Raw genomic sequence first — 20,768 nt, 5'->3', positions numbered from 1 at the left:
AGAGGATGTAACATGCTTCCCTTCCGTTTTATTCATGCAGCGGATCTTCATCTGGACAGCCCGTTCGCGGGCATGTCCGGTTTGACAGATCGTATCCGTAAACATTTACAGCAATCGACCTTTATTGCTTTGAACCGTCTAGTACAGCTGGCGGTCACAGAGAGGGTCGATTTCGTCGTTATAAGCGGGGATATCTATGACAGTTCGAATACCTCACTGAGGGCTCAGCTTCGTTTTATGGAGGCGCTTCAGGTGCTAGATGAAGAACAAATACCTGTGTATATCATTCATGGAAATCATGATCCTCTGGATAGTCCTAGACTGGCGGTGACGATGCCACCTTTAGTGCATATCTTCGGTTCAGAGCCTGAAACGGTAACTGCGGTTCGCCGGAATGATGGGCGGGAGGTTGCTGTAATTACCGGGATGTCTTATCCAACGTCTAAGGTAACTGAAAATATATCGCTAAGATACGACAAAAGAGCAACCGACTCAGATCTGTTTCATATTGGTCTTCTGCATGCCAATGTAGACGGAGATCAGGAGCACGAAACGTATGCTCCATGTACGAAGAAGGATCTAATCTCGTCAGGATACCATTACTGGGCACTAGGACATATTCATTCTCGTCGGATATTGCAAGAATCACCTTATATTGTGTATCCGGGCAACATACAAGGGAGACATATCCGGGAGACCGGATCGAAGGGCTGTTATGTGATCGATGTGAATGAGGCTGGAACCGTAGACATGAATTTTCATGAGCTGGACACCGTCCGTTGGTTTGATAAGGAGGTCTCTATTGATCATTGTCACCATCCGGAAGAGTTACGTCTCGACATTGAAGAATTGCTTGCATCTATAGCGAATTCCTATACCTCTGGTCTTAGTATGGTGCGGATACGTATTAAGGGGAGAGGTCCGGTTCACCGTCATTTAGAGGATGGCTTTATTCTGGATGATATATTGACTGAACTCCGCCGAAGAGAAGACAATCGGTTTGGTGCTGCTGGTTTTGCAGGTGGAGTCTGGGTAGAGGGTTTTCGTCTTGATTCTGGTACTGAAATTCAGATGGAGCATCTCCTGGAGGAAGATAGCTTTATAGGAGAGATGCTGCGTTTAGCGGAAGCTGAGCTTAGTGGGGAAGCAGGAAGGGATAGTGTGATCGGAAGAGCTTTAAAGCCTTTGATGGAGCAAGCTGAAATCAGGCTGCTGCTCTCTGGGATATCTGCAGAAGAACAGAAGGAATGGCTGCGAAGAGCGATGGAACTGACAGCAATTCTGCTGCTCGATGAACAGGAATCCGGAGGTGCTTCGGCATGAGAATACAGAGAGTGAACATACGCGGTTTCAGTGCTGTTCGTGAGCGAGAGCTGGAGCTCAGCGGTAGTTTTACAGTATTATATGGCCCTAATGAGGCTGGTAAGAGCAGTGTATTGTATTTCATTCGTGCTATGCTATACGGTTTCCCTGCTCGTTCGCATGCTGCACAGCGCGGGGAACCGCATGATGGAGGCGTACACGGCGGAGAACTTGCACTGCAGGACGAGAGTGGAAATACCTGGATGATTCGGCGCTTCAACCGACTGGCGGAAGGATCAGCGGCCGCGAGTAAGTCAGAGTTATTAAATATATCGTTTAGGGACTGCGAAGGCATGATTCATGAGCTTTCACAGCAGGAGATGGAGCGGGATTTACTGAATAGTGTTTCAGGGAATATGTTCAGGCAGTTGTTTGCTATTTCGCTAAGCGAATTACAGGAAATCCGAACCCTTCAATCGGAGGAGATGAGTCGGTTTTTGTTTCATGCGGGTATCGGTGGCGGGAGTGGCATCGTACAAGCAGAGCGGAAGCTGAATCAGGAAATGGACAAGCTGTTTAAACCAAGGGGAAGAGTGCAGGAGAGCGCCAAGATTATTCAAGAAATTGAGAAATTACGGGAACGACTGGTTGAGAGCGGATCGTATCTCATGCATTATAATCAGGTTATTTCTGATTTGAGCGAGATCGATGCGTCTTTGTTAACACTGGAGCACAAGCGTCAGAGTAACTTACAGGATCTGATATTGTACCGCAAAGCAGTGGAGATTCGAGCGTTATGGCTTTCATGGAAGGAGAACCGTCTTGAGCGGTCCTCTCTTCCGGATCGAACGCTTTTTCCACTGGATGGAGTGAAGCGATGGGAAATGATGTGTGAAGAGCAAAGAGGCTTGGAACTCCGCTTAACCCAGATTCAAAAAGCTTCAGCAGGTATATCGTCCAGACTTGAGCTTTTGGCCGAGAATCCGCTCCTTGAGGAATTTGGCCCTAAAATCGAAGCCTTATGGTCGAAAAGACCACTTTATGATGCGGGGCAGTCTGAGCAAGAGAAATTAAAGAGTGAATTCCAAATGCTTGAGGATCGTCTCTACCGTATATTGCATGATATTGATGAGTCTTGGACTCCAGAGCACTTGTCTTCATTTAGGGTATCAGCCTCTCAGCGGGAGGATATCCGCCGAATGGGAGCTTCGTTTGCTGGGTATGATCGCCGTATGGAAACCTTGTCTCTGGAACATAGAGGTGCTGTACGGACACTGGCTGCGGCGGAATCTTCTTTACGAGAAGCGAGGCGGAACCTCGAGGAGGAAACGAAACGAGGAGAGTCTCATTTTTTTATGATCAAACCGTCGGGACCTCGGGAGACCCTAACTTTATGGAGTAAACTTCAGCTCGAAGCAGAACGGTGGAGAGAAGCCCGATTGACTCAATCGGGCACAGTCTCCCCTATGCTGCAAGAGACCGAGATTTCGACAGGAAAAGGGATATCACCCGTTTATCGAAAGTTATTGATCGGGTTATCCATTATTACGATTGTGCTCCCAGCTGTTCTGCTATGGACTGGAGCTCCAGAGGCAGCGGCTGCCTCTGCACTACTACTGCTGGTGAGTGATATTTATATATGGTGGAATGCACGGCGAGAGGTAAACCTGCTCAAGAATACGGGGATGTCCGGTGAGGTTATTGAACGTGATCATACCGGGGAGCAGGAAGTGATAAGTCTAATTTCTGATCTGATTGAAGATCCGTATGCAGCAGTTACGAGCGAGCAAGCGCTTCGTCCTAGAATCGGGAGAGGTTATCATCATAATCACTTAGATCCGGTACAGATGGAAGCTCGTTTACGAGAACTGCGAAAAATGATGGATGATTGGCAAGCCTGGCAGCATCGTCTACAGCGTCTTAGTGCTGAAGTGAATACAGCTGAAGAACGGGTATCCCAGCAGAAAACGGAGCTTGCGCATATTCAGCGAGTGATCCAGCAAGAAGAAAAGCGATTTGTGGAGCTGGAAGAACAGTGGGATAGATGGCTTCAAGAGAGGTTGTTGCCGAACCGGCTGTCCCCGGAATCTGTTATGGATATCCTTGGATTTGTGGAACAGGGGAATGAATGGATAAGACAGCTAAAAATACTTGCCGGCAAACTGGATGTCTTGTCTAAAGAAGCAAAACTCTATGAAGAGGAATGTCTTCTTATTGCTCGAGAAATGGGCATAGGAGAATCAGCAGCAGTTTCGCGACTAGAAGATTTTTATAAAGAATGGGTAAGCTATCAGGAGACGATTCAGGAAAGAAAGATGTTATCCGCGAGACTGGCTGAATTGTCGAATGAAGAAACGGAAGTTGTGGAAGAGAGAAACGGCTTGCAAGAACGTATGAATAATCTCCTGAAAGCTAGCGGAGCAGAGGATTCGGAAGAATTTCTTCGATTGGGTGCCGCTGCTATACGATCTGATGAATTGGAGCGTCATATTCGTCACGACGAGATTGTCATGTTCAGCGGCTGGAATGTGGAAGATCGGGAGCAACTGGAGTTTATACTGGAGCAGTCGGATGCACATGAACTTGAGAGATTGTGTCAGGATAAAGAAGCAGCAGCTGCTGCTGTAGATATGGAGAGAGACGAGCTGCAGGAGCGTCGAGGTCGGCTTTTACAGCAGAAGGAGCGTCTTGAACAAAAAGGGTATCAGGAGGATACTCTTCAGCAGTTAGAGGAAAGACAGGCTGCTTTAAAAGATATCGTCGTACAATATGCTGTTCGTTCCATCGGGACTGAGTTGATCAGCCGGACGCGTAAATTTTACGAAGAAGAAAAACAGCCGCATGTACTGAAGCTCGCATCCAACTATTTATCACGGTTAACCGGAGGTTCGTATATCCGTGTTATGATGCGGATGGGGGATCAGCTTCTGTTGGTTGAGCATAGAAACGGTACGGTTATTGAGAGCGGACGCCTTAGTCGAGGTACGGCGGAGCAGCTATACCTTGCTATGCGACTTGCTCTGGTCGAAATTATGTCAGATCAAGAAAAAATACCGCTGGTGTTGGATGATATTTTTGTGAATTTTGATAGTGAACGGCTCAGCCATGCTCTTCAGTTGCTGGCGGAAGTATCTTTAACAAGACAGATCATTATGATGACTTGCCATGAGCATATTGTGGAGCGCATCAAAGAGCTTCACCCTTCAGCTCAATTTATTCAGATGTAAGATCTTGAGAGAGAGTCCTGTTTATTGTTGAGAGACGCTACGGGTACAAATCATTCCTCCCATCGCTCTTGTGCTCTAATTTCCTGAACAAGTTTGTTAATGGTAGAAATTAGAGCACAAAGGCGAATGCTTCCGAAGAAAGCTTTCCTTTGGAAAGCTTTTAGGCGAATGCTTTCGCTTGTCCGGAAACGCTTTGAGGATTCAGACGTTTTCTGCGTCGTGGCCTGTCGAAAGTGAGCCTGGAAGTCAGCAGGTTTTCGCTCGCCTATAATCTGCTGAAGAAGACGACGATAGACCAAAATAAAGAAATGGTGGCGCAGGGATAACCTCCCTGACACCGCCATTTCTTTATTTTATATAATTTTCATCAATCACCTGTATCATCAAGTAATTTGAACTACTTTGGGAGATCCCTATTTTGCTATAGGCAAATGCTATTTTATTTTTTGCTTGGGTACAAAACCGAAAATAGTTAAGCGAAGCACCCAAAAGAAACATAGTGATCCGAATAGCGGGTATAGAATAGACAGCAGCGAGCTGAATCCAAACTGGCTGAAGAAGTAGCAGATCAGCATGATGCCAATCGTAAGAGTCTGTGGTGAAAGAGAGGTTCGCTGCTGCAGCTGAAGCGTTATTCCATATATATCAGCGACAAATGTACTGAAGATCTCCAGAAAGATGAGGATGATATAGACCGTTTGTACGAACCAACCGAGCTGATTCGCAATATTACCCATTGGAATTTCGAATTGAGTGATGCCTGGCATTTGTGCCGACATAGCAAAATGTGCAGCCATGAGCATAAAACCAACTCCAGTTCCTCCAATAATACCTCCCCATCTCACAGCTCTGGCACTACCTGTCTGACTGCCAAGAGGTACAAGAACAGGCATGGCCATTACCAGGTTGAAAGCGGTGTAAAGCAGTGGAGAGAGCCATACTGTAGGGAGTTTGTGCTCTGTTGTTAGTGTGAGAAAATTGGTGGCACCAGGTGTATTTATAGTCTGGGAAATGATCAATAGCGATAAGATGAGCATCATGGGAACGACCAGGCTGTTCATATATAGAATGGACTGAATTCCTTTGCGAAGGATGAAAAAGGTTCCGATCATGGTTAAGATTAGCCCAGTCTGATAGTGCAGATTTAGATTTTCCATAAAAACAGTTCCAGCGCCGGCCAACATAATGGAGTTTACTCCGATTAGAATCACAAGCATGATTAGACTAATCCATCCTCCGGCACGCTCCCCGAACAAATGCTTGTTTAGGTCCTCGTATGATTTAGCTTTTATTTTTCTGGAGAGTGTCATAATTCTGGTCCCCAGCCAAATAAATAGCCCAGTGGATAGAAGGATAGTTAGGGTTGCTATATGACCATATTGGGTGAAAAATTGTAATATTTCACGGCCCGTTGCGAAGCCTGCACCTACAATTGTACCTATGTATGTAAAAGCTATCTGGAAGACACGAATCTTATTGTTCACTTAGAAGCCCCCTTGTTCGATGTGGTCAGGCTAACATACCGCATTAGTACAAGGTATGCCCGGTCGACTCGGGACATGACTCCATCTTGTCCATTTTGAATGACCATAACACTTGCTGGACAAGTTCGGATATGGTACTTTTACGAGAAAGGACTGTCGTGGGAGGTCATATAATGGATTGGTTGAAGAAGCGGATTATAGAGGAAGCCGTGATTGTATCAGATCAAGTTGTTAAGCTTGACGCTTTGCTTACACATCAGGTGGATCCAGCTATGATGGTGGAGATGGGTAAGGAATTTGCAGCCCGTTTCAAGGATAAGGGTGTCACCAGAGTTGTCACACTAGAGTCTTCGGGCATTTCCATTGCCTTCGCTGTGGCGCTAGAGCTTGGCGTACCTATGGTTTTTGCACGGCGTAAAAAAACACTGCTGGCCGATCCTGATGCATTATGCGAACGTGTTCCTTCATTTACGAAAGGGATCGTTACGGATATTATGATGTCCCGCCAATATATCGGAGAGTCCGATAAGGTATTATTCATTGATGATATTATCGCTAATGGTGATGCAGCTCGTGGTTTAATAAAAATTATCGAGCGTGCTGGTGCAGAGTTAATAGGTCTCGGTGTTGTCATTGAGAAGAGCTTCCAAGCAGGTGCAAGAACAATCCGTGAACAGGGAATTGAGGTTGAGTCATTAGTTAAAATCTCTTCACTGGAAGACGGGAAAATCTCGTTTGCGGACTAACTTTTCTGGAGTTGTTTTATTTTCGATTTCATCTAAAACAAGCCTAAAATCTTAACAACTTCTTTTCGGACCCGTTTTTTTATCATATAATAAAAGGGTAGGAAAGAGAGAGGAGGCAACACAATGGGGAAAGAACCGGTAACCGAGCCGTTTTTGATTGAGAAGCTGAATGGTGCGAAGGTACATTTTGAACGTGCTTTGGATTGTAAACATACAGAATTTGATGATCTTTATCCCTATATGATTGAACATCCTCAGTTCTTCTGGTATAAGCGTTATGTTGCATGGTCTGAATTGCTAACAATCGCTGGATTGTGTGAGGAACTATCCTATGATTGGAGACAACAATTTACACCGCAGCAGGTGGAATACGTTGAGAAAAGAGTCATGTCAGCAACCGTGCTTGATTTTTGGTTTGAGACAAATGATAGTATCGAACCTGCACAACGGCAGTAGGTACACAGGGAGTAACATTTGTCAGAGTGTTCATGCCTTCTATAACACACTCAAGAGGCCTAAATGAGTCCATTTAGGTCTCTTTTTTGAGAAATAAGAGAATAATTTAAGTTCGGACATGCGATGGAAAGGAGCAATTGAGTATGATAAGTGACGAGCAGTTGAATGCACTCCGTCTCTCAGGAGATAGAGTCCGTGTAGTTCGGGACGACATTGAAAGTAACGATGTTATTGGTATTGTCGTTGCTTGGGACCCGGAGCATGTTATTATCCGCAGGCGGAATCGTCGTGTAGTGAAGCTTGATCGAAGCTACAGCTATCAGCTTTATGACGAACCGCGGACAAGCCCTTTGGCTTAGAAACAAAGATATAGTACAAATGGATTTATGAAATAAAATAAACCGTCTCCGATAACCGATTACTTACTGGTTGGAGACGGTTTTTTATGATAAGCAACAATGTAGATGATTAAAGACTTACTGTAGCAGCTTGTTTAGATTCTGTGTCTACTTGTGTGAGACCAAGATAAGCACGCATTCGGGACATCATTTCTTCACGGAAGGTTGGCCACAGCAGCTCTATACTGCCGACATAACCACGACAGGCATAACGTGCCTCGATTCCATGAAGTCCTCGCTGTATTTCGAATACCTTGATCGTGCGACTTGCAAATTCCTGTTTAATTTCACGTAGCAGAATAGCAGCTCGCTTGGCACCATTGCCTACAATTTCAACGTATAGTTGAGGAGTTTTGAACACACCACTTTCTTGAATAATTCGGCAGTCTCTTTCAAAAACTTTATGAATGAAAATGAGGAGTAAATAGCTTTTGATTAGGGATCTTTCTTCCGTTGTAATTCCCGTGATTGCCATGGATACTCACCGCCTTTATTTAGAAATAATAGACCTGATACGAACTCATGTTCTTATTTTAACCCCTTTTTGATTATTTAATCAAGATCCTAAAAAAATGTTGACACCAAATATATGGCGTGATAAGATATATCTTGTCGCCGCAATGAGAAATCGTTGTAGTGATCGAGAATATGCGGTCGTGGCGGAATTGGCAGACGCGCACGGTTCAGGTCCGTGTGGGCTAACCCCCGTGGAGGTTCGAGTCCTCTCGACCGCATCCTTAAAAAAGACGTTTCCCTTAAGGGAAACGTCTTTTTTGCATTTATCAACTACATATTTGTTGCCTCTTTCTCAAACACTAAGGACAGGATCTGTAGTGAAAGGAGAACTTCATGCGAAATGTAGGGAAATATTTGATGTTAGTATGTGCTGCCATGTTAAGCATCTCTCTGATGGGAGCATATCCAGCAAAGGTAATGGCTGAAGAACCAGGGAAGACAACGTCTCAACATAAACTTGCGGTTATAATTGATGATTTTGGCAATGATCAAAAAGGAACCGAACAGATGCTAAAGCTACCAATCAAAATAACGGTTGCTGTCATGCCTTTCTTGCCAACAAGTAAGAGTGATGCTGAAGAAGCTCATAAGCGGGGGCATGATGTGATTATTCATATGCCGATGGAACCTAAGCAAGGCAAAGCAGATTGGCTCGGACCCGGCGCTATTACAAGTAAAATGACGAATGAAGAGGTTCGTAAACGGATGGAAGAAGCCATCGACCATGTTCCGCATGCAATTGGAGTGAATAATCATATGGGTTCCAAAATTACCGGGGATGAACGGATTATGTCCATTGTGCTGGATGTTTGCAAGGAGCGAGGACTGTTCTTTGTTGACAGCAAGACGAATTACCACTCTGTTACTGGCAAACTAGCCGCTGAAAAAGGAATGCCAAATATCAAGAATGATATCTTCCTGGATGATGTGCATACGGTTCAGCATGTAACGAAACAGCTTAGAAGTGCAGCGGAGCATGCAGAAAAAAATAAGACCTGCATTACCATTGGGCATGTTGGCGTCTTCGGAGAGCGAACAGCCGCTGCATTACTTGGCACGATAAATGAACTTCAACAAAAAGTGACTTTTGTTGGTATTCATGAGCTGGTACAAGAAAGGTCTGACGGATCGCCAAATCTCCTTCCATCATACTAAATGAAAGGGCGTTATTAGCTCGAACATGAGCCAAATACGCCCTTTTTGTTATTTTAAATAACAAAAACGACCCTTTTAAAGGGCCGCTAAATAATCGGCTATGCCACTAGCTATCGCTTCCGCAATTTGTTTTTGACCGCTAGGACTTGTCAGCTTCTCTCGATCTTCTTCATTGCTGATGAAACCCGTCTCGATAATAACAGCTGGAACCTCGATTCGGTTGAGCAGGTAAAAGGGTTTACCTACCGATACTTGGTGGCTGCTCTGATGCATCAGATTTAACTGTCGTTGTATAGATTGTGCCAGCATATAGCTTCGACCTTCTGCTTGATGAAGAACGAGACCTCCACGCTTGGATTTGTTCTTACCCCAATTGACATGAATACTTACAACCAACTTCGTCGGAATTTCACTACTCAGCTGCTTGCGCTGAAGCAAATCTCTTCGATGTCGTGAACGGCTGGCGTGCCAGCGATTATCTTCACTTAGCGCATAATCAGCATCGCGATTCAGCACGGCATGATACCCGTCACTGCGAAGGAGTTTGAATAGCTGACGCGATATGGCGAGATTTATATCTTTTTCAAGTATGTCGCCATAGGATGTACCTCCGTCAATTCCCCCGTGTCCAACATCTATCAGAATGACATCATGAGGAAAGGGGTGATGTTGGTGTGCTTCTGGGATAAGCAATTCATAATAAAGAGAATCTTCGGATCCGGTAGCAGGATCATGAAGCGGTACCTCATTGTGCTTCATGCCGACTACGGTTTCTGCTGTGGTAACTGTCGGATTATTTGCGTTAACCAGATGTGAAGGCGACGAAAGCGCGAGGGATATGCTCACCAGCACAGCCAGTAATGTTCGTTTGTTCATCTTGATGTGTCCCTCTTTCGTTGTGATATGTGTATTCTTATTCATATCTCCTAGGGTTTAGGATGTGCAAAAAACCGGAAATCATGCTAGGGTCTAATTTTCTTGAGAACTGAGCATCCTGATAAGGTAACACGAATACATGAGTGCTTAAGGAGGGTTATTATGGCAAGTAGCAATGACCTTATAAAATATATAACGGAACGTGTCGTAACTTATATGGATACTCCCAAAGCGGAAAGAAAACAAGTTCGGAAAAAGGAACCGTGGACCGTTCGTTGGTTTGGGATGATTCCTTTCTCAGTATCGTTGTGGAAAGAAGATGTGACATCCAAAAAGAGAAAAAAACATAAAACTTAAGTCATCGACAGGGTGATTCATAAGAGATACAGAAAAAAGTACTAAAGGATAAATGTAAAGGACGTATGCCTGATCTGGCGTACGTCCTTTTTCATTAGAATATGTTAAATAAGTACTGGAAGATTGAGTAGTTACTTCAATGTGTTCGCTTCCTCACGAAATTTGCCGAGACCGATTAAATTCTGAGCGGGGATAAACCGAATCAAATCTGTGTTTCGTTGAGGGATCATGACATAAATGATTTTTGCACCGAGCTTATCTTTAGGAGACCAGGTCTGCCATCCGGTCAGATTGAATGGAGCGCCAAAGGCGGCATTTTGATCTTTAGTGGTAAAGGTGAGAGACTTTCGGCTATCAGATCGGAGAAGCCGGATGAAGTCATTGCCGTTCTTGACGGAAAGGACGGGGTTTGTCAGCCATTTTAAATTGGAGTATGGATCTTGTTCACCTTGAGTGTTTATGACAGACGATGATGTTAAGGATTCTAATGAGCTGAGTACACTAGATTTTATGTTAGTCTTTCGGGATGGGAAAGGTGCCTTGTTTGCGGCTGAAGGAACAATATCATTTGTCACAGCGTGAACATACACCGGTGCTTTACCTTTAAGAGTAACCTTCCAATAAGGCGTAATCGAATTATACTGTGCTTCAAGCTTACTTCCTTGCGGAAGAGAATCAAGCGTTGTTGAATCTTTCTGTTGACCTGTATTTAGAATCCCTGCTGAAGCTAGCGTATTTTTGAGTGGGGCTAAGCTGTATGGAAGCTCGGAACCGATCCCGTATTCGCTTAAAATATAACCCCCGAGATCATCTGATGTAATAATTAGGTAACCAAGAGGCTTAACTCCATCGTCTATAGTGATAAGCCAGCTGTGTGTACCTGGACCAAGCGGGGTGTAGTCCAGACTTGCATCCTGCCAGTTTTTGAAAGGCAAGTGCTCTGCCAGATCAGTAATTGTCTGTTCGGTAAATGTCTCCAATCGGTCTGGAACTGCTGAGCTAGCCAACTGAAGTGCTGATATTGAACTGTTGTTATGAGAACCGCCGTCTAAAGATGGAGCTGCTGATGTACATCCAACTGAACAAGTATCTGGAGCATCTGCATTTGAAGGAGATGACGATGAAAATACGGCTACAGTAAGCAAAATCGATGATAAAGTGACACGAATCCCTGTCATAACGGATCGATAAGAGAATTCTTTCAAGGAACAACCGCCTTTCCGTGAATCAACAATTTGTAACATGTAGATTAGATTTATTGTATAGGACAAGCCATAAAAAGGCTGTTACAAGATGTCGCGGCTAGTAGGTAAAGAAGGGGTCTTTTTTTGCCTTCTTTTGTTGATGCAACTCAAGAGACCCCGTTACCGGACGAACATAGGTGGAACATGCCGCAGCTTATGGCGGACAAGCTCACTTTTGGTGAATACTGCCACTGCATTTCGGAGCGACGGCTTTGATATTGCTGCTGTATGGCTATCTTTTTCTCTTCGTCTGGCTCGTTTAGCAGATCTGCATAGTAACTATCTACGATATCCAGTTCTTCGGCAAGACGAAGCTTGGCTTGTTCTGCCCAGGAATAGTCCAGTTTTGCCAGTTTGTTGATCAGATACTCTTCAAGCATGGAGGCAGCTTGCTGTAGGGTTAAGGTTGCAGGGCGGACATGGACATTCTCAGGAAGCCGGGGCGTTAGGTTCCGACCATCAAGCTGTGCAGGAAAGTCCTCTATAATTTTCTTGCGCGATAAGGAAATGCCGAGAAAATGAAGCTCCTCACGCTTTAGATCACAGCTGAATTCGGTCTTGAAGCAGATTCCAAGCCACTGCTCGTATGGAGCAGAGCGGACTTTCGGACGCTGCCCTTCAGCGGGCTGCTCGAACAAATACAAATAATTGCCTTCTTCACGAGAGGCATCCCAAATTTGAGCCAGCCTGCGGCTGCCATAAATGACATCTTCGCGCTGAATTCGTCCAGGGCCGATGACAGGTAGAATAGGAGCGCTGCCATAATAGCGGGAGAGAAGAGGATCCTGCCCTACGTTAGGCTGATTATTTTGACTGGATTCAGCTTGCTTGATTAAGCGTTCGTCATATTTGACAGGATCAAATACGAAACTGAATGAAAGTGTCTCGGCTGGTGCTCCGGTTCGTTCGACAAACCCCCAATAATAGGGGCGATTGGTCAGCATTTTGTCCGCTTGGGGAGACAGCTTGACAGTGATGTGCTCAGGTGATTTCTCAATGACGGTGCATTCGGTGGCTTCCAAATAGGCCATGAAGTGCTGTTGCACCTCCTGCGGCGTCATGGTCATATTAGGCTTCTTCCTCTCTTAAAGATTCTGGTTCTGGGGATGATTCTTGTTCAAAGTCTTGTTTAATATGATGAAGTGAGTCCCCAAGGGAGCTAAGGCGGTTTCGGATTTCGTCGTCACTAGCGGATTCGAGCATAATTTTGTATAGACTCTTCTCAATGGATTCTTTCTTCTCGAACCGTTCCAAAATGACGTCAAGACCGCCAATGACCATTTCAAACATATTGATCTTCTCGTGTAAAAGATTGAGGATATGCTCTTCAATTGTGCCTGAAGTAGACAGATTAAAGATCTGTACGTCGTTCGTCTGGCCAAGCCGGTGTACCCGTCCGATCCGCTGCTCAACCCGCATCGGGTTCCAAGGCAGATCAAAGTTGATCATGTGGTGACAGAACTGCAGGTTAATGCCTTCGCCGCCGGCTTCCGTAGCAATCATAACTTGTGCTTTCCCGCGGAACAGGTCCATCATCCAATCTTTCTTGCCCCGGTTCATACCTCCCCGGTACGGAACGGAGATTAGACCGTGATCACGGAAATAGTTGAGCAGATATTCCTGCGTAGCCCGGTATTCGGTAAATACAATGACTTTTTCATTCATGTTCTTAATCAGTTCAATGGCTTTCTCGGCTTTTGTATTCGCTTTGATTGCCTTGATCAAGTGAACAAGCTCCCACACTTTATCACGCAGCGGGGAATCTTCGGGCATTTTCTTGGATAAATTAACGAGCGTAACGAAGACCGCATCCCGGCTGCTGCAAACCTCGCGCTGAAGGGTGACAAGGGAGAGCATACTGCTTAAATTTCCCCCTGATGCCTGATACTGATCTTTGACGAAAGAAGTTACACCGTCGTATAATGATTTTTCTTCGGGTGAAAGCTCGAGGCTAACATTACGTACATTCCGTTTGGTGAATTTTACAGGTCCTTCACCCCGGCGGTTGCGGATCATGACTTTAGACAATTCATCCTTGAGTTGATCCTGATTTTTGGCCTTTCGTTTGTCTAGAACAAAGTTGGCCGAGAAATCACCTTGCCGTCCCAATTGACCTGGTTTCAGAAGTGTAATGAGATTGAATAGTTCACTGAGATCGTTCTGAACAGGAGTTGCGGTTAGCAGCAGACAGTACTTTTTGCGCAGCTTCTGGATGAATTGATAGTTGGATGTTTTCTTGTTCTTCAATTTATGCGCTTCATCGATAATGAGCATATCGTACTCTTCATTCAACAGTATCTCCTGATGCGGATCGCGCTTGGCTGTATCCATGGACGCAACGACGATGTCATTGCCCCAGGAGTATGCTTTTTTTTGTGCGATGGCGGGGATACCGAATTTGGAGTTGAGCTCACGGACCCATTGCAATACAAGGGACGCGGGTACGAGTATTAATACTTTGGAGACCAAGCCACGAACGATATATTCTTTTAAAATTAGGCCGGCTTCTATCGTCTTTCCGAGTCCAACTTCATCGGCCAGAATGGCTCTGCCGGACATTTCAAACAACACACGCCGTGCGGTATCTGTCTGATGTGGGAGCGGAGAAAGCTCGCCAATATATTTCAAGCATTGCAGTTCCTCAAAACTTGTAACAAGACGGGATTCTTCTCCCATTACGGCAAGCCGTGACAGACGATAGTCCCCCCAGGGTCCGCCCTTGTCGAGGCGATTCTCTAATTCTTCAAGCCATGAACGGTCAATATGCACAGGCACGGGGAGACGCGAATCTTGAATAGATCCCGATATGGGTGGTTGATAGTTCACAATATCTCCTCCTCGTTGTAGGGTTCAAGGCGAACGGTGTATACGTAGTATGGACGAAAAATGAAGTCTTCATAACCTTCCGTTTATTCTCAGGATTTCAAAATAGCCTTGAGAGCGCATGGATACTGTGTTTGGCGATTTTTCATTCGTTTTCAAAGAAGGAGTATGAAATAAGGAGAATAAATAAGAAAAAAGAAGACAGGGTGACATGAATAAGCATACAAGCCTTAAATTTCACAACTTCGGCATGGTTTATCCATATGTAGTATAGTATAATGAATCTCGCACACTATATATGGTGTGAAGAGCTTTATTTTGCGTTTAAGCGGTGTACATATAGGGTTAAGTTTTAGTAGACCAAAATGATATCTGCTTAAACTTGGATTTATAGAATTTATTGTTTATATAGGAGGTAGTTGCTTTGAGTAAGATGCAAAATCAGCGGCTGGAAGGTTTAAGTGAGAAAATATTTTTGGACCGTTACGCCTGGAAAGATGCAGATTCCAATAACGCCAAGGTTGGCGATGTGGTTCTGGTTCTAACAAAGGATGATCCAAAGTTCCCTACCAAAGAGGTTGGGGAAATTGTGAAGCGTGATGGTCGCCTTGTTACCGTGAAGACCCGTAAAGGTGAATTGGTGGAGGCAGATGTGGAAAAACTGACGCTGACCATTGAGAAGACACCTGAGGAAATGTGGGATCGCTTGGCAGCTGCGATGGCATCGGCAGAAGCAACACCTGAATTGCAGGAAGAATGGAAGGCTAAATTCCGTCATATTCTTGACGATTGGAAATTGGTTCCGGGCGGCCGGATTGCGGCAGGCGCAGGTGCGAGTGATGAGCTGACTCTGTTTAACTGTTATGTTATTCCTTCACCGAAGGACAGCCGTGGCGGTATCATGAAAACTTTATCTGAAATGACTGAAATTATGGCCCGCGGAGGCGGTGTAGGTATTAACCTTTCATCTCTTCGTCCGCGCCGTGCGATTGTAAAAGGTGTGAACGGTTCTTCCAGTGGTGCTGTTTCTTGGGGTGGCTTGTTCAGCTATACAACAGGATTGATTGAGCAAGGGGGCAGCCGTCGTGGTGCACTCATGCTGATGATAAATGATTGGCATCCAGATGTAATGGATTTCATCACTGTTAAGCAGACGATGGGTCAAGTGACCAATGCGAATCTGTCGGTATGCGTAAGTAATGATTTCATGAAAGCTGTTAAGGAAGATGCGGATTGGGATCTTGTATTCCCGGATACTTCAGAACCTGACTATGATGAGTTATGGGACGGAGATTTAGACAAATGGAAGCAAGCTGGCCGCAAGGTCATCACCTACAAAACGATGAAAGCTCGCGAAATCTGGAGTACAATCATTGAATCGGCTTGGAAATCCGCTGAACCTGGCGTTGTATTTATGGAATACTACAATCAGATGTCAAACAGCTGGTATTTCAATCCGATCATCTGTACGAACCCATGTGGTGAACAAGGGCTTCCTGGTTGGGGTGTATGTAACTTGTCCGCGATGAATCTCTCCAAGTTCTATGATGAAGAGAAACACGATGTGGCATGGGATGAGCTTGCGACAACAACTCGTTATTCTGTTCGGTTCTTGGATAATGTTATTGATACTACACCGTATCATTTCCCGGAAAATGAAGCGAACCAGAAGAATGAACGCCGCATAGGGCTGGGTACAATGGGTCTAGCTGAGTTGATGATTAAGCTGAACATTCGTTATGGCAGCCCTGAATCCTTGGAATTCTTGGATAAACTGTATGGCTTCATTGCTCGTGAAGCGTATCTTGCTTCTGCGGATATTGCGGAAGAGAAAGGTTCCTTCCTAGCGTTCGATGCGGATCTTTATCTGCAAAGCGGATTTATGAAAAACATGTCTGAGGCATTCCCAGAAGTAGAAGAAGCTGTACGCACGAAAGGTGCTCGTAATGTAACGGTGATTACTCAAGCACCAACAGGCAGCACAGGTACAATGGTAGGTACGTCTACTGGTATTGAGCCGTATTTCGCATTTAAATATTTCCGTCAAAGCCGTCTTGGTTTCGATGAGCAGTTCGTACCGATTGCTCAAGAATGGCTTGATAACCATCCAGGTGAGGAGTTGCCTGATTACTTCGTAACGGCGATGGATCTGTCCGCTGAAGATCATATCCGTGCACAAGCTGCTATTCAGCGCTGGGTGGACAGCTCCATTTCGAAGACGGCGAACTGCCCGTCCGACTTTACAGTAGAAGAGACCGAACGTCTGTATGAATTGGCTTTCGACCTCGGATGTAAAGGGGTAACGATCTACCGTGACGGTAGCCGCGATGTGCAAGTGCTCCAAACGGAGAAAAAGGAAGATAAATCGGAAGCTGCAGTCTCTGTGCCTGAGAATGAAGTGAAAGAAAGTTCGGAAACCGCGAGCGCTTCTGCAAGTATCGCAGTAAACAAGGCTCCTGCTGCTGGCAAGAGCGGTTTGGATAAACAATACAAGAGCCGCCCGCAAGTCCTGCGTGGCGCAACTTACAAGATTAACACACCGTTTGGCATGGCGTACATTACAATCAATGACTTGAACGGCATTCCAGGCGAAATCTTCTTGAATGTAGGTAAAGCAGGTTCTGACGTGTTCGCTATGGCAGAAGCTTTGGGACGTGTCTGCTCCTTGTTCCTCCGTTATGGAGATCATGGCAACAAGGTGGAATTGTTGATCAAACACTTGAAGGGTATCGGCGGCTCTGGAGCGATTGGCTTCGGCGCGAACCGTGTAGAATCTATTGCGGATGCCGTAGCTAAAGCCTTGGAAACCCATGTGGCAAGCGGTATTTCGGATGACTATGATCCAGCTCCAGTTGCAGCAACGATGGCTCCATCTGAGCAGTTAACTGCAGATGCTGGACACGGTCATGGCGGTCATGCGAGCCATGCGACGGCTTCCCGCGATCTATGTCCATCCTGCGGCGGCGCTTCGCTGATTAATATTGAAGGCTGCAAAACATGCAGCAACTGTGGATATAGCAAGTGTTCGTAAGATAGACCGTTACGAAGATTTATCTGAACAGGTAAAGAGAAAAAGAGATATGAAACGGGTATCGTGAATCACAGTAATGTGATAGAGAAAGGTATAGAAGTCTAAAGATAGATATAATAAAGATCAAGGCTTCGGAGAACGAAGGCCTGCAGGTCACGAATGTGACTTGTAGGCCTTTTTTATATTGTGGGGAGTTATGCGTAGAGATGGGGCCGGATTTTCGTGTTTTCCAAGGCAGGTGGATAAACGAGATGATCGTTTGCTTGAGCTAACATTGAAATATTTTCGAGATGAAGACATTCAAAAAATAAAACAAATTCAAGGTCGTAGATGGATACCGGGTGAGAATGTATGGACAATTCCGTATACCCAAGACGCTGTAGAACAGCTCTATCAAAACTTCACTAGCAGGCAAATACATCTGAGCTCACAATTGGATCAGGAAAAAGAGTGGTTTGACCGTTGGGTTAAGAAAGGCGGCACTGCTAAGGGAGATAAACTTGATGTAAATGCGGCTGGTGCGTATCTGTTTAATTCGCAGCAAGAGAGGAAACTGAGAGATCAATTGACTTTGCGGGGGTATAGTTCGAAGACGATTAAAGCTTACGTAGGTCACGTCCGACGATATGCTGAAGAAAGAAAGATCAGTAATGAGGGAGTTGATATTCATTCTTATTCATTGAAGTTGCTTCATAGAGGGTATTCGCATTCTTATGTTAATCAATGCATTAGTGCATTACAATTTTTCATGAAAAATGTTTGTGGTCAAATTGAGACAGCCGGTTACATCAGACCTAAAAAGGAGACTAAACTACCGGATGTTTTGACATTAGGGGAAGTAAAACGGATTTTGTCTCATGTAGAGAATATCAAGCACAAAGCGATACTATATCTAACTTACTCCTCAGGTTTACGTGTAGGTGAGGTCGTGCGCTTGAAGCTTCCGGATGTTGATGTCGAAAGACGAATTGTTAAAGTGCGGCAAGGTAAGGGACGAAAGGACCGCTTCACGATATTATCGGATGCTGCTTATCAATTACTTCAAAAATACATAGAATTGCATAAACCGGAGAAATGGCTTTTTCCGGGTCAGACAGCAGGAAGTCACTTGAACGAACGTTCCGTGCAGAAAATGTTCGAACAAGTGTTAAGCCGGTCCGGTATCAAGAAAAAGGTCAGTATCCATGTGCTTCGGCATTCTTTTGCTACGCATTTACTCGAAGGCGGTACGGATCTAAGATACATACAGGAGTTACTTGGGCATCAGAGCAGCCGTACTACAGAGCGTTATACTCATGTAACTGTGAAGGATGCCAGACGGATCAAGAGTCCATTGGATTACTGACATAGGGAGGGACGGGTTCATAGGGTTAGGTTCGCATACAATCTGAAATACGGGGTGTTTACGAAGTACGGAAATACACGTAATATTGAGGTGTTCGCGAAGTTCGTAGATAAGACGTTAAATGAAATTACTGCAGACAACATATTACAGATCTTATATAAATAAAAAATCAACAAAACCTATAAAAGCGTTATAAAATGAGTTATACTGAGGTAAGAATAAGTAAGGAGCCGTGCGCTAACACGGCTCCAGAGTACAATAACTGCATAAAGAGCAGTCGGCCACACTAGTTAGGTCGCAGAATAGACCGTTTCCTTAGGCAGGGCGGTCTATTTCTTTTTCATGTAGGTAAGCAATGCCAGAATGAACATGCCGAACATGAACATTAAGGAAAGTGCATCTTTGACCTCCATGGGCATCACCTCCCTTCTGGGAGATTAGCCGACCGCCCTTATAGCCGTATATTGTACTGAGAAAATTATAACATATAAGACATGATGAAATACCATTAAAATACTATAAACAACTATAATCTAGAATATATAGGAAACAAAACTGTATATGAGAAAGTAAACACAGAGAAGGCAGTAACATCACTTAACAATGCATCTATGCTGCGGGGCATTCGCCCCTTGGTTGTAAGACGCAACTCATAGACGTTAACTCTAACAACACACGACCCGGCCTAAGATGAGAGCTATCTAAGGCCGGATCGAGTCATAGATGCGGGAACGTTAGGAGAAAGTAATGCAGTATTGATTATAGAAGGAGAATCGATGATGTCAGAGGAGATTCAAAAGCTATTTAACACTATGCTGAATCGAACGGTTCGATTTGTTCGATTAACTGGAAATTCCCTGATAATATATTGTGATTGTGAACCAGGGAATCTTAAAAAAGGATATAGTATCTGGTTAGAACCGACATGGCATTATAGAAATAGTATTGAAGTGATTACAGGATCAAGAGCAGCTCAAACAGAAGATGAAACAGAACACGAAAAAATAGTAGGATATTTTAAACAACTATATGGGAAAGCAATAAATAAACTGACTATAGAACCTATAACAAATGACTTACATATAGAGATGGACGAAGGAATTATTATTAGAACATTTGTATCAGATCCGTGTGACGAAGAATCATGGCAAATTAGAGATATTAATAAAGGAATAAGAATTATTGGAAACCCTATGACTATACAAACAATTAAAGATGAAGTTTAAGTATCTCAAAGAAGGTATTACCTTCTCCTAACAAAGTATCTACGCTGGGGGCCGTTCGGCCCTTGGTTCGCAAGAAGAGGTTGATGGTATTGGATATTGAAATGGCAATATTAATAGCTCTTGAAGCCCATAAAGGACAAAAGGATAAGGGTGGGAACGCATATATTTTGCATCCATTGGCGGTAATGAATCGTGTGAATTCAATTGAAGAAAAGATAGTCGCTGTTTTGCACGATGTAGTTGAAGATTCGAGTATAACATTTGAAATGCTTAAACAAAGTGGACTTGAAGATAATCTTATAAACGTTCTAAAAAATGTTACAAAAGTAGAAGGGGAAAGCTATATCGAATTTATTGAAAGGGCAAAGAGCAATCCAATATCAAGAAATGTAAAAATAGCTGATATTAAAGAAAATATAAATTTGTCAAGAATTGAAAAACCTAATCAAAAAGACTATGAAAGAATTGAAAAATATAAAGAATCTCTTAAATATCTATTAATAGATTAAGACCTAATGTAAGTATTTCGAGAAGAGGGTACTATGCATAACATAGTTTCACGCTGCGGGGGCCAAGCCCCCT

Annotated in this window: 18 protein-coding genes and 1 tRNA gene; 12 read left to right on the top strand and 7 right to left on the bottom strand. The window is 44.2% G+C overall.

Features of this window, described 5'->3' with window-relative positions; translation table 11 throughout:
• Positions 1 to 12: 12 nt before the first annotated feature.
• Together ACFQV5_RS18020 and ACFQV5_RS18015 are read left to right on the top strand one after the other, a co-directional pair.
• Positions 13 to 1,323 (top strand): metallophosphoesterase family protein, encoded by a 1,311-nt coding sequence (locus tag ACFQV5_RS18020; RefSeq protein WP_379248758.1) that lies wholly within the window; start codon positions 13 to 15, stop codon positions 1,321 to 1,323.
• Complete coding sequence (locus tag ACFQV5_RS18015; RefSeq protein WP_379248757.1) at positions 1,320 to 4,529, top strand: AAA family ATPase; 3,210 nt, start codon at positions 1,320 to 1,322, stop codon at positions 4,527 to 4,529. Before ACFQV5_RS18020 ends, ACFQV5_RS18015 begins: the two co-directional genes overlap by 4 nt.
• Before the next feature lie 434 nt (positions 4,530 to 4,963).
• On the opposite strand, the gene ACFQV5_RS18010 is transcribed toward ACFQV5_RS18015, so the two are convergent.
• Positions 4,964 to 6,013 (bottom strand): YkvI family membrane protein, encoded by a 1,050-nt coding sequence (locus ACFQV5_RS18010; protein WP_379248756.1) that lies wholly within the window; start codon positions 6,011 to 6,013, stop codon positions 4,964 to 4,966.
• Positions 6,014 to 6,186: 173 nt separating this feature from the next.
• Here ACFQV5_RS18010 and ACFQV5_RS18005 point away from each other — a divergent pair, with 173 nt between their 5' ends.
• The 3 genes from ACFQV5_RS18005 (at position 6,187) to ACFQV5_RS17995 (ending at position 7,574) form a co-directional block, all read left to right on the top strand.
• Entirely contained in the window at positions 6,187 to 6,759 is a 573-nt protein-coding gene (locus ACFQV5_RS18005; protein ID WP_379248755.1) for a xanthine phosphoribosyltransferase, read from the top strand.
• A gap of 123 nt (positions 6,760 to 6,882) precedes the next feature.
• Positions 6,883 to 7,215, top strand: coding sequence for a hypothetical protein (locus ACFQV5_RS18000; protein ID WP_379248754.1), 333 nt, complete (start codon positions 6,883 to 6,885; stop codon positions 7,213 to 7,215).
• 143 nt (positions 7,216 to 7,358) lie between these two features.
• On the top strand, positions 7,359 to 7,574 hold the full coding sequence (locus tag ACFQV5_RS17995; protein ID WP_379248753.1) for a hypothetical protein: 216 nt from the start codon (positions 7,359 to 7,361) through the stop codon (positions 7,572 to 7,574).
• A 109-nt stretch (positions 7,575 to 7,683) separates the two neighbouring features.
• Here ACFQV5_RS17995 and ACFQV5_RS17990 read toward each other — a convergent pair whose 3' ends face one another.
• Complete coding sequence (locus tag ACFQV5_RS17990) at positions 7,684 to 8,088, bottom strand: YhjD family protein (RefSeq protein ID WP_379248752.1); 405 nt, start codon at positions 8,086 to 8,088, stop codon at positions 7,684 to 7,686.
• Between the two features lie 175 nt (positions 8,089 to 8,263).
• Between ACFQV5_RS17990 and ACFQV5_RS17985 the strand changes: the two genes are divergently transcribed.
• Positions 8,264 to 8,347 (top strand) — tRNA-Leu (locus ACFQV5_RS17985).
• A 175-nt stretch (positions 8,348 to 8,522) separates the two neighbouring features.
• Complete coding sequence (locus ACFQV5_RS17980) at positions 8,523 to 9,284, top strand: divergent polysaccharide deacetylase family protein (protein ID WP_379249427.1); 762 nt, start codon at positions 8,523 to 8,525, stop codon at positions 9,282 to 9,284.
• A 75-nt stretch (positions 9,285 to 9,359) separates the two neighbouring features.
• Here the strand turns inward: ACFQV5_RS17980 and ACFQV5_RS17975 are convergent, their stop codons facing one another.
• A complete protein-coding gene (locus ACFQV5_RS17975) occupies positions 9,360 to 10,160 on the bottom strand; it encodes an N-acetylmuramoyl-L-alanine amidase family protein (protein ID WP_379248751.1) in 801 nt (266 codons plus the stop codon).
• A gap of 162 nt (positions 10,161 to 10,322) precedes the next feature.
• Here ACFQV5_RS17975 and ACFQV5_RS17970 point away from each other — a divergent pair, with 162 nt between their 5' ends.
• Entirely contained in the window at positions 10,323 to 10,517 is a 195-nt protein-coding gene (locus ACFQV5_RS17970) for a YqzE family protein (protein WP_379248750.1), read from the top strand.
• Between the two features lie 131 nt (positions 10,518 to 10,648).
• Here the strand turns inward: ACFQV5_RS17970 and ACFQV5_RS17965 are convergent, their stop codons facing one another.
• The 3 genes from ACFQV5_RS17965 to ACFQV5_RS17955 all read right to left on the bottom strand — a co-directional run bounded on the left by ACFQV5_RS17965 (position 10,649) and on the right by ACFQV5_RS17955 (position 14,587).
• Positions 10,649 to 11,722 carry a hypothetical protein gene (locus ACFQV5_RS17965; protein ID WP_379248749.1) on the bottom strand — a complete coding sequence of 358 codons (1,074 nt, stop codon included), beginning with the start codon at positions 11,720 to 11,722 and terminating at the stop codon, positions 10,649 to 10,651.
• Positions 11,723 to 11,868: 146 nt separating this feature from the next.
• Positions 11,869 to 12,828: a YqhG family protein gene (locus tag ACFQV5_RS17960; RefSeq protein WP_379248748.1), complete on the bottom strand. Its 960-nt coding sequence runs from the start codon at positions 12,826 to 12,828 to the stop codon at positions 11,869 to 11,871.
• A gap of 1 nt (position 12,829) precedes the next feature.
• Positions 12,830 to 14,587, bottom strand: a complete 1,758-nt coding sequence (locus ACFQV5_RS17955; protein WP_379248747.1) for a DEAD/DEAH box helicase — start codon at positions 14,585 to 14,587, stop codon at positions 12,830 to 12,832.
• A 430-nt stretch (positions 14,588 to 15,017) separates the two neighbouring features.
• Between ACFQV5_RS17955 and ACFQV5_RS17950 the strand changes: the two genes are divergently transcribed.
• Together ACFQV5_RS17950 and ACFQV5_RS17945 are read left to right on the top strand one after the other, a co-directional pair.
• A complete protein-coding gene (locus tag ACFQV5_RS17950) occupies positions 15,018 to 17,615 on the top strand; it encodes an adenosylcobalamin-dependent ribonucleoside-diphosphate reductase (protein WP_379249425.1) in 2,598 nt (865 codons plus the stop codon).
• A gap of 238 nt (positions 17,616 to 17,853) precedes the next feature.
• Positions 17,854 to 18,960 (top strand): tyrosine-type recombinase/integrase, encoded by a 1,107-nt coding sequence (locus tag ACFQV5_RS17945; RefSeq protein ID WP_379248746.1) that lies wholly within the window; start codon positions 17,854 to 17,856, stop codon positions 18,958 to 18,960.
• 329 nt (positions 18,961 to 19,289) lie between these two features.
• Here the strand turns inward: ACFQV5_RS17945 and ACFQV5_RS17940 are convergent, their stop codons facing one another.
• Entirely contained in the window at positions 19,290 to 19,373 is an 84-nt protein-coding gene (locus ACFQV5_RS17940; RefSeq protein WP_220687457.1) for a putative holin-like toxin, read from the bottom strand.
• 363 nt (positions 19,374 to 19,736) lie between these two features.
• On the opposite strand from ACFQV5_RS17940, the gene ACFQV5_RS17935 reads away from it, so the two are divergent.
• Both ACFQV5_RS17935 and ACFQV5_RS17930 read left to right on the top strand, forming a co-directional pair.
• Positions 19,737 to 20,186: a hypothetical protein gene (locus ACFQV5_RS17935; protein WP_379248745.1), complete on the top strand. Its 450-nt coding sequence runs from the start codon at positions 19,737 to 19,739 to the stop codon at positions 20,184 to 20,186.
• Between the two features lie 83 nt (positions 20,187 to 20,269).
• Positions 20,270 to 20,695 carry a GTP pyrophosphokinase gene (locus tag ACFQV5_RS17930; RefSeq protein ID WP_379249422.1) on the top strand — a complete coding sequence of 142 codons (426 nt, stop codon included), beginning with the start codon at positions 20,270 to 20,272 and terminating at the stop codon, positions 20,693 to 20,695.
• Positions 20,696 to 20,768 lie beyond the last annotated feature (73 nt).

It is taken from the genome of Paenibacillus sp. GCM10028914 (assembly GCF_042666275.1).
GTDB lineage: Bacteria > Bacillota > Bacilli > Paenibacillales > Paenibacillaceae > Paenibacillus_AQ.
The sequence above is the reverse complement of the archived record's forward strand: the minus strand, read 5'-3'. Positions and strand labels throughout refer to the sequence as shown.

Coding starts and splice junctions, on each gene's coding strand:
- ACFQV5_RS18020 (WP_379248758.1), top strand. CDS start 13: ATGCTTCCCTTCCGTTTTATTCATGCAGCGGATCTTCATCTGGACAGC.
- ACFQV5_RS18015 (WP_379248757.1), top strand. CDS start 1,320: ATGAGAATACAGAGAGTGAACATACGCGGTTTCAGTGCTGTTCGTGAG.
- ACFQV5_RS18005 (WP_379248755.1), top strand. CDS start 6,187: ATGGATTGGTTGAAGAAGCGGATTATAGAGGAAGCCGTGATTGTATCA.
- ACFQV5_RS18000 (WP_379248754.1), top strand. CDS start 6,883: ATGGGGAAAGAACCGGTAACCGAGCCGTTTTTGATTGAGAAGCTGAAT.
- ACFQV5_RS17995 (WP_379248753.1), top strand. CDS start 7,359: ATGATAAGTGACGAGCAGTTGAATGCACTCCGTCTCTCAGGAGATAGA.
- ACFQV5_RS17990 (WP_379248752.1), bottom strand. CDS start 8,088: ATGGCAATCACGGGAATTACAACGGAAGAAAGATCCCTAATCAAAAGC.
- ACFQV5_RS17980 (WP_379249427.1), top strand. CDS start 8,523: ATGGGAGCATATCCAGCAAAGGTAATGGCTGAAGAACCAGGGAAGACA.
- ACFQV5_RS17975 (WP_379248751.1), bottom strand. CDS start 10,160: ATGAACAAACGAACATTACTGGCTGTGCTGGTGAGCATATCCCTCGCG.
- ACFQV5_RS17970 (WP_379248750.1), top strand. CDS start 10,323: ATGGCAAGTAGCAATGACCTTATAAAATATATAACGGAACGTGTCGTA.
- ACFQV5_RS17960 (WP_379248748.1), bottom strand. CDS start 12,828: ATGACCATGACGCCGCAGGAGGTGCAACAGCACTTCATGGCCTATTTG.
- ACFQV5_RS17950 (WP_379249425.1), top strand. CDS start 15,018: ATGCAAAATCAGCGGCTGGAAGGTTTAAGTGAGAAAATATTTTTGGAC.
- ACFQV5_RS17940 (WP_220687457.1), bottom strand. CDS start 19,373: ATGGAGGTCAAAGATGCACTTTCCTTAATGTTCATGTTCGGCATGTTC.
- ACFQV5_RS17935 (WP_379248745.1), top strand. CDS start 19,737: ATGATGTCAGAGGAGATTCAAAAGCTATTTAACACTATGCTGAATCGA.
- ACFQV5_RS17930 (WP_379249422.1), top strand. CDS start 20,270: ATGGTATTGGATATTGAAATGGCAATATTAATAGCTCTTGAAGCCCAT.